This window comes from Synechococcus sp. JA-2-3B'a(2-13) (genome assembly GCF_000013225.1).
Classification (GTDB): Bacteria; Cyanobacteriota; Cyanobacteriia; order Thermostichales; family Thermostichaceae; genus Thermostichus.
Window position 1 is genome coordinate 1 of the sequence record NC_007776.1, and the last position, 12,771, is coordinate 12,771.

The 12,771-nt window shown below is 58.5% G+C and carries 9 protein-coding genes; 4 read left to right on the forward strand and 5 right to left on the reverse strand.

Annotated elements, in window-relative coordinates:
• Nucleotides 1-63: 63 nt before the first annotated feature.
• Both dnaA and CYB_RS00010 read left to right on the forward strand, forming a co-directional pair.
• On the forward strand, nucleotides 64-1,467 hold the full coding sequence (dnaA, locus tag CYB_RS00005) for a chromosomal replication initiator protein DnaA (RefSeq protein ID WP_011431674.1): 1,404 nt from the start codon (nucleotides 64-66) through the stop codon (nucleotides 1,465-1,467).
• 166 nt (nucleotides 1,468-1,633) lie between these two features.
• On the forward strand, nucleotides 1,634-2,317 hold the full coding sequence (locus tag CYB_RS00010) for a hypothetical protein (RefSeq protein ID WP_148202667.1): 684 nt from the start codon (nucleotides 1,634-1,636) through the stop codon (nucleotides 2,315-2,317).
• Between the two features lie 125 nt (nucleotides 2,318-2,442).
• Here CYB_RS00010 and CYB_RS00015 read toward each other — a convergent pair whose 3' ends face one another.
• The 3 genes from CYB_RS00015 to CYB_RS00025 form a co-directional block, all read right to left on the reverse strand.
• Nucleotides 2,443-3,264, reverse strand: coding sequence for a class I SAM-dependent methyltransferase (locus CYB_RS00015; protein ID WP_011431676.1), 822 nt, complete (start codon nucleotides 3,262-3,264; stop codon nucleotides 2,443-2,445).
• Between the two features lie 107 nt (nucleotides 3,265-3,371).
• Nucleotides 3,372-5,294 (reverse strand): ATP-dependent zinc metalloprotease FtsH, encoded by a 1,923-nt coding sequence (gene ftsH, locus CYB_RS00020; RefSeq protein ID WP_011431677.1) that lies wholly within the window; start codon nucleotides 5,292-5,294, stop codon nucleotides 3,372-3,374.
• Between the two features lie 136 nt (nucleotides 5,295-5,430).
• Nucleotides 5,431-6,306 (reverse strand): SDR family NAD(P)-dependent oxidoreductase, encoded by an 876-nt coding sequence (locus tag CYB_RS00025; RefSeq protein ID WP_011431678.1) that lies wholly within the window; start codon nucleotides 6,304-6,306, stop codon nucleotides 5,431-5,433.
• A gap of 226 nt (nucleotides 6,307-6,532) precedes the next feature.
• Here CYB_RS00025 and CYB_RS00030 point away from each other — a divergent pair, with 226 nt between their 5' ends.
• The gene (locus tag CYB_RS00030; protein WP_011431680.1) at nucleotides 6,533-7,120 is read left to right on the forward strand and encodes a hypothetical protein; all 588 of its coding nucleotides are present in this window, start codon (nucleotides 6,533-6,535) and stop codon (nucleotides 7,118-7,120) included.
• 22 nt (nucleotides 7,121-7,142) lie between these two features.
• On the opposite strand, the gene CYB_RS00035 is transcribed toward CYB_RS00030, so the two are convergent.
• Nucleotides 7,143-9,668: a DNA gyrase/topoisomerase IV subunit A gene (locus CYB_RS00035; protein WP_049749540.1), complete on the reverse strand. Its 2,526-nt coding sequence runs from the start codon at nucleotides 9,666-9,668 to the stop codon at nucleotides 7,143-7,145.
• Nucleotides 9,669-9,865: 197 nt separating this feature from the next.
• On the opposite strand from CYB_RS00035, the gene CYB_RS00040 reads away from it, so the two are divergent.
• Nucleotides 9,866-10,816 (forward strand): arsenic resistance protein, encoded by a 951-nt coding sequence (locus tag CYB_RS00040; RefSeq protein ID WP_083757623.1) that lies wholly within the window; start codon nucleotides 9,866-9,868, stop codon nucleotides 10,814-10,816.
• Here CYB_RS00040 and CYB_RS00045 read toward each other — a convergent pair.
• Complete coding sequence (locus tag CYB_RS00045; protein WP_011431682.1) at nucleotides 10,813-12,723, reverse strand: ABC-F family ATP-binding cassette domain-containing protein; 1,911 nt, start codon at nucleotides 12,721-12,723, stop codon at nucleotides 10,813-10,815. The two genes, CYB_RS00040 and CYB_RS00045, sit on opposite strands and share 4 nt — an antisense overlap.
• Nucleotides 12,724-12,771 lie beyond the last annotated feature (48 nt).

Sequence of the window (12,771 nt, forward strand, 5' to 3'; positions counted from 1 at the left end):
TCCTGTCGAGGAAGCCGCCGCTGTTTCCTCTGGGCTTCTGCTGTGTCGCTCTGAGTGTGTGGTGTGGATATTTCCCTGGATCAGCTCTGGGATGAAGCCCTGTGTCATCTGCAGGTGCAGCTCAGCCGCCCAACCTTTGAGGCTTGGATCAAAACGGCGCGGGCTGAATCGTTGGTGGACAACCGCCTCACCATCTGTACCCCCAGCGAATGGGCGCGGGGCTGGCTGCAAAAGCACTACGCCTCCACCATCACCGAGGTGGTGCAGCGGGTAGCCGGGATCCCTTTGCAGGTGGAGTTTTCCGTTTCCCCCCACGCTTCTGTCGAGGCAGAACCCCCTTCAAGGGCGATTTCCCCAACATCGGGCAGAGCCGGCAGCTTACCTGCCTCCACCACCCTAGGACTGGAAGTCGGCGGCAGCCTGCCCATGCGGGCGCCGGATCTCAACCCCAAGTATTCCTTCTCGCGGTTTGTGGTTGGCCCCAACAACCGCATGGCTCACGCTGCAGCTCTGGCTGTGGCCGACAAGCCTGGGCGCGCCTACAACCCCCTGTTTCTCTGCGGTGGGGTGGGTCTAGGCAAAACCCACCTGATGCAGGCCATTGGCCACTACCAGCTAGAGGCAAATCCACAGGCCAAAGTCTTTTACGTGTCCACCGAACGGTTTACCAACGATTTAATCGATGCCATCCGGCGAGACAGCATGCAGTCTTTCCGGGAGCACTATCGGGATGTGGATATTTTATTGGTGGATGACGTTCAATTTATCGAAGGCAAAGAGTACACCCAAGAGGAGTTTTTTCACACCTTTAATACGCTGCACGAGTCCGGCAAGCAGATTGTGCTGGCCGCCGACCGATCTCCTCATCTGATCCCGCGTCTGCAGGAGCGGCTTTGTTCTCGTTTCTCCATGGGTTTGATTGCGGAAATTCAATCGCCGGATATCGAAACCCGCATGGCCATTCTCAAGAAGAAAGCCGAGTATGAGGGAATGAACTTGCCCGCCGACGTGATCGAGTACATTGCCACCACCTACACCAGCAACATCCGCGAGCTGGAAGGTGCCCTGATCCGCGCCGTCGCCTATGTTTCCATTTCTGGCTTGCCGATGAGCGTGGAGACGATTCAGCCCATCCTCAATCCCCCCAGCGAGCCGAAAGAGATCACCGCCGACATGATTACCGATGTGGTCTGTGAAGAATTCGGCATCGACCGAGACAGTTTACTGGGATCCTCCCGCAAGCGCGACATCAGCCAAGCACGGCAAATTGCCATGTTCTTGATGCGCCACTACACCAACCTCAGCCTGCCCAAAATTGGCGACTACTTTGGGGGAAAAGATCACACCACCGTCCTCTATAGCTGTGAAAAGGTCAGTCAGCTACAGCGGCAAAGTCTGCAATTTGAACGGCAACTGCAAAAATTGGTCGAGCGCTTGCGGGTGGTTGCCAACAGCCGGAGCAGCTAGGCTTTCTGTTGTCGCTGGGCCGTCTTTGAGGTGTTGTTGCCGCGCTGTGGAGCACCTCCAGCCTTGCCCGTCTGCGTGGAGAATCCCTCGGAAAGCGGCTACAGTAGGGACGCGATGCATGGGGTTGCAGGCGGTGAGACAGTCTGGCAAAGGGCTTCCCCTGGGTATGCTGCTCCTCTGGGCTGGACTGGTGCCTGGGTGGCCAGTTTGGGCCAATTCCACGCAAGCCAGCATTCAGGATCCGGCGCCGGCCACGCTCTCAGCCGCTTTGGATTTGGGCTTGGATAGCCAACTTTTGGAAGGCAGCCCCGTGTTGCGCCGCTGGCTGCAAAACCCGCCCCATCTCCTGGAAGAAATCCGCAACACCCCTGTCTTGCCCACGCGCTTGCAGGCCGGTTTTGAGTCCTCTTCGCACTGGCGAATCAGCCTACAAGACTTGCGTCTGGGAGATCGCCTCACCCTCAGCGGTGACTATCGCCAATCTTCCGAACATCCCGAAGTGCGCCAGTACGGGTCGGAAATGCGTTACTTTCTGGCCCCCATGGGATCCCGTTTTAATCTGGCGCCACAACTGGGGTATCGGGCTTTGGAACAAAAGAACCGCAGCCTCAGTGGAGTTAGCTATGGGGCTTTTGCTGTTTTGGCCTTGGCTCCGGGAGGTGTAGATTTGACCGGCAGCTACAGTTGGGTTGCCCCCCAGGAGCCGGAAGAAGGACAGGCCACCCTGGCGGAGCTCACTGCTGCCTACGCCATTAGCCCTTCCTTTCGTCTTTCTGCTCGCTATAGCCTGCGCAACTCGACCCTGGATCGGGAGTTTAGCTTTGGCGTTGGGCTGGAGTGGATCCCATAGAGTGCCCCCTCACTCCTAGTCTCTCTCTTGGTGGAAGAGGGGAGCCAGGGATCGGCATGACTTGGATTGGGGTAATGGCTCCGACATCGACTCGATGGCCACTGCACAACTTAACCCGGCCAAGATCAGAGGCGCACCGCCCGCACAAAGGCCACCCAACCCAAGCTGAGATAACGCTCCAACTGCAGCCCCACCTGTTGAAGGTGCTCGCGCAACTGGGTTTCTGAGAAAAAATGAAGGCCGGTGGCTTCCAGCCATTGCTGCACCATCTGCCCCCATCCCTGTACCTGCTGGCTGTGCATCGAGACAAAGGCCCCTCCCGGTTTCAAGACGCGGGCAATTTCCCGCAAACAGGGATCCAAAGGCACTTCGTTCAAGGTCGCCCCACTGATCACCGCCCCAAAAGTTCCAGAGGCGAGGGGAAGCTGTTCGGCTCGGGCCCGCATCAGGCTGTAGTGCTGCCAGTGGGGCTGTGCCTGTTGAGCGGCTTCCGCCAATACCCCTGCCGCATTGTCCAGGCCGACCACCGTCCGCTGCGGATCCCTGGCCAGAATCAAGCGGCTCCAGTACCCCCCGGCAGTGCCCAAATCCAAGATGGGATCCCCCTCCCCCACCAACTCGGCCAGCAGTTGACTCTCCCGCTCGCTGCCAAAGCTCTCTCCCGTCAGCAGCGACAGAGCCCAGGGCCGCCAGAGGCGATCGTAGCCCCAGGCAAACCCAGGCAGATGGGCAATGGCTTGGGCCGGCGTGAGATGCAGGTCCGATGAGCTGCCGATAAAATCCACAGCCCCAGAAGCGGTGATGGGGTAAATTTGGCCACAACTGGGACAATAAACCCGATCTGCCACGGATCCCTGCTCCCGCCCTGGTGCTTGGGTCAGCCCTTCCCGACCGCAGCTCAGGCAGCGATAAAGGTGAACCGGCAAAGCAGAGAGCGAAGAGAGCATGCGACAGCCCAACGCAACCCAAAACTCGCGAGGAAAAGGGGGCAGCTGCCGGGATCCAGCCCCAACAACCCCCCCAGTTGTCTATCTGGCAATGGAGATGGGATCCCTTAGACCAGCTTTGGACTCCGTCCCGCTTCCGGGAATGGACTGGGTAGGCCGACCTTCTCCGGGATGGGCACATACTCTGAGACAATCGCCCGGAATTCGTCGCCATCCAGGGTTTCCCGTTCCACCAAGGTATCGGCCAATCGATCCAGCAGAGGGCGGTGCTCCAGCAAAATCTGCTTGGCTTTCTGGTAACAGCTCTCCAGGATCTGCCGCACCTGGCGGTCGATCTTGGCGGCCACATCCTCCGAGTACTCGACGCGGTTCATCCAGCCGCCGCCCAAGAATACCTCGTTGTTGGGGGGATCCAGCATCAAGGGCCCCAGCTCAGACATGCCAAAGCGGGTCACCATCTGCCGCACCAGATTCGTGTTCTGCTGCAGGTCGTTGCTGGCTCCGGTGGTCACTTCCGAGTAGCCGAAGACGATCTCTTCGGCCGCCCGACCGCCAAAGCCCACCACCACCCGATCCAGCAGCCAAGCGCGGCTGTACATGCCGGAGTCGATCTGCTCCTCGTTGGGCAGTTGCTGGGCAAAGCCACCTGCGCCGCCGGAACGGGGGATGATGGTCACCTTGTTCAAGGGATCCGCGTGGGGCAAAAGTGTCATCAACAGGGCATGGCCACACTCGTGGTAGGCGATCAGGCGCTTGCTCTTGCCGTCCAGAAGCGGCGGCTTGGTCAGGCCGATGGTGATGCGGTCAATGGCGTCCTCAATGTCTTGGTTGGTGATGGCCATGCGCTGACGGCGGGCCGCCAAAATGGCCGCTTCATTGAGCAGGTTGGCCAGATCCGCACCGGCAAAGCCAGGGGTACGGCGGGCAATCGCCTCTAGGCTGACCTCTTCCGCCAGCTTCTTGTTGCGGGCATGCACCCGCAAGATCTCGTAGCGCCCCTTAAAGCTAGGCCGATCCACCGTAATCTGGCGGTCGAAGCGGCCCGGACGCAAGAGAGCCGCATCCAACACATCAGGGCGGTTGGTGGCGGCAATCACGATAATGCCGGTGTTGCCCTCAAAGCCGTCCATCTCCGTGAGCAACTGGTTCAGGGTTTGCTCGCGTTCGTCGTTGCCACCGCCAATGCCGGCCCCCCGCTGCCGGCCCACCGCGTCAATCTCGTCGATGAAGACGATGCAGGGCGCATTCTCCTTGGCCTTCTTGAAGAGATCCCGTACGCGAGAGGCACCCACCCCGACAAACATTTCCACAAACTCAGAGCCGGACAGGCTAAAGAAAGGCACTCCTGCCTCGCCGGCAATGGCCTTGGCCAGAAGGGTTTTGCCCGTCCCCGGCGGCCCCACCAACAACACGCCTTTGGGGATCTTGGCCCCAACAGCGGTGAAGCGCTCCGGCTTCTTCAAGAAGGTAACCACCTCTTGCAATTCTTCTTTGGCTTCTTCGATGCCGGCCACATCGTCGAACTTAACGCCGGTTTTGGCTTCCATCTGGAAGCGGGCCCGCGATTTGCCGAAGTTCATCGCCTGCCCAGGGCCGCCCGCTCCGCCACCGGCACGCCGCAGGAAAAAGAACAACCCCCCCAACAACAACAGCGGGATCACCAGGTTGCCCAGAAGCGCCCAAAAGGCGCTGCCATTGCGGGTGGGTACCACTGCCACTTCGATCCCCTGCTCGGTGAGGCGGTCCACCAGTTGCGGTACGGTGTTGGGCAGCAGGTTCACTCGGTAGCGGGTGGAATGCTGGGTCTGGGGATCCACAGCCGTAACTTCAGCTACCAGATTGTTGTCCGTGAGGCGCACATCCGTAACCCGCCCCTCCTCGACGTAGCGCAAAAAGCGATCGTAGGTGAGGGCCGAGGCCAAAGCTGCATGGGCGGGTGCAGGCTGCAGCACCAGGCCGGATCCCTGCCAGAGACAAAAGCCCAGCAGGAGGGCGATCAGCCAGCGCTGGGGAGATAGAGGCTTGTTCATAGGGAAGAGAACGCTCGGTTATTAAAAGTCCTTTAACAAACTTAACCTGTCCCTCCTGGAAGGCACAACCCTACCCCCGCAAGGATGAGCTCCTGAGGGATCCCTGCCCCATCCGATGCCCGCCACAAGCCTGCAGTTAGGCCGAGCCGGGGGATCCCAGACCATCCAGCCCATAGACGCGCCGCCACATGGAGTCAGCCAGAGCAGCGGGCATGAGCCGCATCAGCCCCAACGCCACCTTACCCCCCGTGAAAGCGGTGTAGCGGTCGGAAGGGTGAGGATCGGTCATCGCCCTCAGGATCGGCTCCACCACCTTCTCCACCGGCCAGGCCATTTTGTTAAACGAGCTGGCCAGCTCGGCAGTCTTGTCCAAGATCGCTTTGTAGGGGCCATTGGGGTTGACAACAGCGGCAAAGGTTTCTTCCGCCACGCGGCCAAACTCGGTGGCTACCGGCCCCGGCTCGATCAAGATGACCTTGATGCCGAAGGGGGCCACCTCCACCCGCAACGCATCGCTGAGGGCCTCCACAGCAAACTTGGTGGCGTTGTAAACGCCGCTGAAAGGCATCGACATCTGGCCGGCCACCGAGCTGAGGTTGAGGATGCGGCCACTGCCCCGTTCCCGCATTTGGGGCAAGAGGGCACGGGTGAGGGCGTGCAAGCCAAATACATTCACCTCAAACTGGCGCCGCATGGCCGCCACATCCACCTCTTCCACCGGCCCCATCTGGCCATAGCCGGCGTTGTTCACCAGGATATCCACCCGGCCAAAATGATCCAGAGCCTTTTGGGCCAGCGCCTCCACCTGGGCCGTATCGGCCATGTCGGTGGGCACCACCAGCGCCTCCGCCCCCCGACTTTCCACCAAGTCCTTGACGTTTCGCAGCAGCCCCTCCCGACGGGCCGCCAGCACCAAGCGAGCCCCTCGTTTGGCCGCCTCCAGAGCGACGGCTTCCCCAATTCCAGCAGAGGCGCCGGTAATCAGCACCACTTGATTGGCAAGTGAAGGCATGGTTTCTTTTATCCAAACTCTCCACCATCCTAGAAGAACGACCGGGATCCCTGGAGAGGGGCAGCTCCGTCTTCCGAACTTCTGGATTCGGCATCCGCTATCATGGCTACATTGGGTAAACCCAGAAAACAGCCGGGACAAAGCCCGATAGACAGGTCTCTGCTTGGGCTGAAGTCCTATGGTGCTTTGATTTAAAGTAGAGAGTTGTGTATAGGGTGCAGCGACTGTGAAGTACTTCTGCAGGCGAGTTGGCCGAGGTCGATCTCTCTCCCCGGAAGAGCGTTGGGTTGTTACTGAGGTTCGATTGGCTCAATTGCTCAGGGCAGCGGAAGCCAACTTGCGGGCCAATTCTGAGTTGCGCCAACAGCAGCAGGAGCAGCAAAAGCAACTGGAAGCCGAGCGCCGCCACAGCGAAGCCCTAAGAGACTCGACCGCCGATTTGCGCACCAGCGTGATGGAGCTGCGGGAAGGACAGGCCCTTTGGCAGAGCCATGTGGAAGAGCTGCGCTCTTGTCTGCGGGAGCTGCTCAAGGAACAAAGCGAACTGGTGCAGATTGTTGCCCAGCAGCAGCACATCCTGAAGGATTGTCAGGAAGTCATCCGCGCCATGCTGGAGCAAATGCGAGATGACCACCGAGACTTCCGCTCTGCCATCAGCATTTTGCTGGAGGAGCTGCACCAAACCGTGCGCTGTTTGGTTATCAGGTCAGGTGGCACCCTACCCAAGCCCGTTCGCCATCCCGAAGTGCCGGAGACGGATCCCGGCTCCCCGCCGACCGATTCGGCCTCGCCTGGGGAAGGCTCTTCGTCCTAGGGATCTTCTGCTCCCCCAAGAGCTATCCCACATCGCCTTCCGGCAGCCACTGCGGCCAGAACAGGCGCAACTCCCTGACCCGCTCCCCTTTGACCAGGAGGGATCCGCCCCCGGAGCGGCTTTGCAGCGGGATCTCGGCAGGAGAGAAGGAGTACACCTGTTCAGACTCCGTGATCACATCCAGTTGCAGATGGGAAGGCCTCTCCAGCTCGGGGGGGAGACCCACCAAGCCCACCAGCACATCCCCTCGGTCGGAGAAGTGAAAGGCCGGCGCGCCCACTTGACCCCGCTCCAAGATGGGGATCTCCTCCAGAGACAAGCGCTTCAGATAGCCCAACCGGCTGGCCAGAACCAGGATCCCTTGGGAGGGCACCAGCGCCATACCAACTATTCGCTCGGTGCGCCCCAGGCGCAGGGCCGGCGATCCCATAGCCGCCCGACCCATCAGGGGAATCTGTTGGACATCCAGCCGCAGCACCCGTCCCCCTGAAGTAGCCAGGACGACGCTGTAGCCTTGGTGGTCGGGATCCCAAAGGGCTGCCCAGCCCAGCTCATCTCCCTCCTTTAGTTTGAGGACGGTGGATCCCCGTTGGGTGAGGCCCATTAGCTCTGCCAGGGCCAGCCGCTTGATCCGCCCCTGCCGGCTGAGCACCACCAAACTTGCCTTGCCCGGATCCGGATCCAACGTGAAGGTGGCGACGATCGGCTCAGGGTTGGGGAGAAGGGTAACCAGAGGCACCCCCCGTGAGGACCCAGTGCTGAGGGGGATCCCTGCGATGGGCAGGGTGAAAGCTTTGCCGCCGGCGGTGAGCACCAAGATTTCCTGCTCCAGCGTGACGCATTCCAGGCCGACCAGCACATCTTCCCCCAGTTCCCGTTGCGCCGGGTTGCTGCGGGAGCGACGGCTAGGCAGAGGCAGGCGGCGCACATAGCCCTTGCGGGTGAATTGCAGCAAGAAGTGGGTCTCTTCCGTCTCTTCGCCGCTGGGGATTTGGGCCACTTCCGCTTCCAGCTCCGAGGCTGAGAGGATCTGGGTGCGCCGGGGATCCCCGAAGGTCTTTTTCAGGTGTCGCAGCTCTTTTTTCAAATAATTCAAGAGCTTGCGGCGGTCGCTGAGTAGCCCCTGCAGTTCTTCGATGCGGGTCTGCAACTGGGCGTGTTCCTGGTGCAGCCGTTCCCGCTCCAATCCCGTCAGGCGACGCAGAGGCATGGCCAAAATCGTCTCTGCCTGCTGGGGGGTACAGCCCAGGCGAGTTTGCAATTGGGCTTTGGCCGTGGTGCCATCGGGCGCTTGCCGCAGCAGCTCGATCACCCCCTCCAGATCCGCCAACGCCAGCAACATTCCTGCCACCTCTTCCGCCTTGCGCTGCACCTGCTGCAGTTCGGCACGGAACATCCGGTTGAGGGTGGCCTCGCGAAATTGCAAAAAGTGCTGCAGGATCTCTTTGAGGCTCAGCTGCCGCGGTTCCCCGTTCACCAAAGCCAGCAGGATGGCTCCAAAGTTGCTTTGCAAAGGGGTGAGCTTATACAACTGCTGCAAAACCGCCTGTGGGTTGGCCTCTCGCTTCAGCTCCACCACCACGCGAATGCCGCTGCGATCCGACTCATCCCGCAGATCGGCGATGCCGCTGATGCGGTCTTGGTTGGCCAGCTCGGCCACTTTTTCGATCCAGGCGGCTTTGTTCACCTGATAGGGAAACTCGCTGATGACTAGAGCAGGCCGCCGGTGGCGTCCTTTGCCCGGCTGGATCTCCTCAAATCGGGCTACCCCCCGCAGGGTGATGGAACCGCGCCCGGTGAGGTAGGCTGCGCGGATCCCTTGGGTGTCTAAGATTTGGCCGCCGGTGGGAAAATCCGGCCCTGGGATCCACCGCAACAGTTCCTCAGGGCTGAGGTCGGGATGGTCGATCAAAGCCAACAGGCCATCCACCACTTCCCCCAGGTTGTGGGGTGGGATATTGGTGGCCATGCCCACGGCAATGCCGGAAGAGCCGTTGAGCAGCAAAATGGGCAATCGGGCCGGGAGAACGGTGGGCTCCGCCTGGGATCCGTCGAAATTGGGCATGAAATCGACGATCTCTTCCGACACCTGCTCCAGAAGCGCTGTGTGGCTCAGCTCCGCCAGCCGGCACTCCGTGTAGCGCATAGCCGCCGGCGGGTCATCATCCACAGAGCCGAAGTTGCCGTGTCCCGCCACCAGGGGATAGCGGCTGGAAAAGTCTTGCACCATGCGCACCAGCGCGTCATAAACTGCCTGATCCCCGTGGGGGTGATATTTCCCCAGCACATCCCCCACCACCCGTGCGCATTTGCGGTAGGGGCGATCCGGCGTCAGGCCCAGCTCGTGCATGGCGTAGAGGATGCGGCGGTGTACCGGCTTGAGGCCATCCCGCACATCCGGCAAGGCCCGCCCCACGATCACGCTCATGGCGTATTCCAGGTAGGAGCGCTGCATCTCCCCCTGCAAATCGGTTACAATCACCCGACCCAGACGGGATCCCCCACCCGAGCCAAATCCCAGTCCGTCGAGAGTCAGTTGCTGAGTCATGGCACAAAGGAGCGGAACGCTTTCCAGGTTACTGTAGCCGTTTCTCTGGTTCTTGCGAGGTGGGATCCCACACTGACAGGGGCTGAGAGACTGGAAATGCTGCTCACTATCCATCGAGTTGTATCCATGCGTTTCTCTGAAAGAGCTCAACCTTTGCTCGTTGTGGTATCGATCGGCGTGGGTCTGGCCCTCACAGGATGGCCAAACTCTGTCCAAATCTTAAGAGGCTGGGTACAACCTCTGTTGGCTTTGCTGCTTTATCTCACTTTCCTGGGCATTCCACTCGCATCTGGGGGAAAGGTTTTTTTCAGAAACTTGAGCAGGTTAATCGCGCTTCTAAAGCTGTATTGGCAGTGGCGTTGGCCAGTTTGTCGATCAACTTTCTGTGGACTCCGATTTTTGCCTGGGGATTGGGGGCTGTTTTTTTATCGGATCTGCCAGATTTGTGGGTTGGCCTGCTCATGTTGATGGTAACTCCTTGTACGGATTGGTATTTGGTTTTTACAGGGATAGCGGGTGGAAATGTGGTTTTAGCAACGGCCCTGTTGCCTGTTAATTTGGTTCTGCAAGTTTTGCTTTTGCCAGTTTATCTTTTGCTTTTGGCAGGAGATTTAGTCGAATTAAATGTTGAAATTTTATTGTCAGGCTTGTTTTGGATCCTTTTCTTGCCTTTGCTGGCAGCAGCACTCACACAATACTCCATTCGGCAAATCAAAACGGAACGTGGAGAGAGGGGATCCCTTGAAAGCTATCAAGACCGGATTAGCATCATGCAGATTGTGGCTTTGAATCTAGCGATAGTTTTTATTTTTGCCACTGAAGGAAGCATTCTCGCTGAGAATCCAGCCCTACTTTTCAAGCTTCTGCCTCCCATTCTGGTTTTTTTCGCCGTCAACTTCCTCTTGGCTTACCAGGTCAGCCGCTGGCTGGGTTTGGCTTATGAGGAGTGGGTCTGTTTGACCTGTACAACCTTGGCTCGCAATTCTCCGCTTGCTTTGGCCATTGCTGCTTCTGCTTTTCCGCAGCGTCCGTTGATCCTTCTGGCTTTGGTGATCGGCCCCCTGATCGAGCTGCCAGTTTTGACGATTGTTGCCCAGATGCTGTTGCAAATTCGACAGAAGAGATGCTGGAAGCAGGCTCGACGCTAGTTGAGGTGGCGCTCGGCCAATTCTAGCCAACGGGCGGTCCCGGAGTCGATGGCGGCGGTTAAGTCTGCCAGTTTCTGGGCTAACTTTTGCACTTCGCTGTAGCCGCTGGGAGGGTTGCGATAAAGGATCTGCTCAATTTCAGCTTTTTCTGCCTCCATCTGCGGAATTTGGCTTTCAAGCTGCTCATATTCCCGTTTTTCTTTGAAGGAGAGTTTTCTGCTTTGTGGGATCCTATCAAGCTCTTTTTCAGGCTGGGGAATGAGAGGGACAGACTCAGGGCGGGCGGATTTGATCTCACTCTCTTGGCGCTGCTTATGCTCCAGATAAACAGAATAGTTGCCAGGATATTGCCGGATTCGGCCGGATCCCTCAAAGGCGAAGATGCGATTCACGGTGCGATCCAAAAAATAGCGGTCATGAGACACCACGATCACACAACCATTGAATTCTTCCAGATAGTCTTCCAATACTGCCAAGGTTTGCACATCCAGATCATTGGTGGGCTCATCCAAAATCAACACATTCGGCGCTTGCATCAACACCCTCAACAAAAACAAGCGGCGGCGCTCACCACCGGAAAGTTTGTGGAGTGGGGCATATTGTTGATTGGGGGGAAAGAGAAAGCGCTCCAACATTTGCGATGCGGTGATCGTCTCCCCATCGGCAGTTTTCACCAGCTCTGCCACTTCTTTGAGGTACTCGATCACCCGTTGGTCGGGGTTGAGGCTGAGATCGTCAGAGTGTTGGTCGAAGTAGCCAATGTGGATGGTGGGGCCAATCTCCACTCGGCCCGCATCTGGAGCCAATTTGCCGATGATGATATTCATCAAAGTCGATTTTCCCGCCCCATTGGGGCCAATAATGCCCACCCGATCATCGGGGGCAAAGGTATAGGTAAAGTCTTGAATGAGGAGTTGGTCGCCGTAGGATTTGTGGATCCCTTCTAGCTCGATCACCTTTTTGCCGATGCGACGCCCGGCGGTCGCAATATCCACTTGTCCCAGAGCTTGCTTGAATTCTTGATTTTGTAGGTCTTCGATGCGCTGTTTGCGGGCTTTTTGCTTGGTGCTGCGGGCTTTGGCGCCTCGTTTGAGCCATTCCAATTCCCGCCGTAAGAGATTGGCATACTTGCGTTGGGATCCCTTTTCGACCGCTTCAGCAGCCGCTTTTTTCTCCAGGTAGTAAGAGTAGTTGCCGCTGTAGGCATACAGATCGCCGCGATCAATTTCCAGAATGCGCTGGGTAACCCGATCCAAAAAATAGCGGTCGTGGGTGATCAGCAGCACTGCCCCAGCAAAACGATTCAAATAATCTTGCAACCATTCCACCGATTCGGCATCCAAGTGGTTGGTGGGCTCATCCATCAGTAGAGCATCTGGCTCTGCCAAGAGGGCTGACGCAATGGCAATCCGCTTACGGTATCCCCCCGACAAATCGCCAACGCGGGCCTGAAAGTCTGCAATGCCCAAACGGCTGAGAATGGTTTTGGCCTGGGTTTCCAGATCCCAAGCGGATTCCACCTCGATACGCTCGCTAATACTGGCCAACTGGGATAACAGACTGGGATCCCCACCTTGATGGGCCAAGCGATGGGAAAGCTCCTCGTAGGCTCGGATCAGGCGCATTTTTTCTCCGGCAGCCGCAAACACCTGCTCCAGCACCGTATGCTCGGGATCCATCTCTGGCTGTTGGGGTAGGTAGATTATCCTCGCCCCAGAACTGACCCAGAGGTCGCCCCCATCGATGGGTTCTAGGCCAGCGATCATCTTGAGCAGTGTGGATTTTCCGGAACCGTTGGTGCCGATGATGCCGACTTTATCGCCTTCTTCTAGGCTGAAACTGGCATTCCTCAGGAGTTCCTTGATGCCAAAATCTTTGCGAACGGAGTTGAGGGTGAACAGGGCCATGGGGGATCAGGATGCTGGGATCTGCAGGATAGGTCTGCAACGATGATA

Coding starts and splice junctions, on each gene's coding strand:
- CYB_RS00010 (WP_148202667.1), top strand. CDS start 1,634: ATGCTGCTCCTCTGGGCTGGACTGGTGCCTGGGTGGCCAGTTTGGGCC.
- CYB_RS00015 (WP_011431676.1), bottom strand. CDS start 3,264: ATGCTCTCTTCGCTCTCTGCTTTGCCGGTTCACCTTTATCGCTGCCTG.
- ftsH (WP_011431677.1), bottom strand. CDS start 5,294: ATGAACAAGCCTCTATCTCCCCAGCGCTGGCTGATCGCCCTCCTGCTG.
- CYB_RS00025 (WP_011431678.1), bottom strand. CDS start 6,306: ATGCCTTCACTTGCCAATCAAGTGGTGCTGATTACCGGCGCCTCTGCT.
- CYB_RS00035 (WP_049749540.1), bottom strand. CDS start 9,668: ATGACTCAGCAACTGACTCTCGACGGACTGGGATTTGGCTCGGGTGGG.
- CYB_RS00040 (WP_083757623.1), top strand. CDS start 9,866: ATGGCCAAACTCTGTCCAAATCTTAAGAGGCTGGGTACAACCTCTGTT.
- CYB_RS00045 (WP_011431682.1), bottom strand. CDS start 12,723: ATGGCCCTGTTCACCCTCAACTCCGTTCGCAAAGATTTTGGCATCAAG.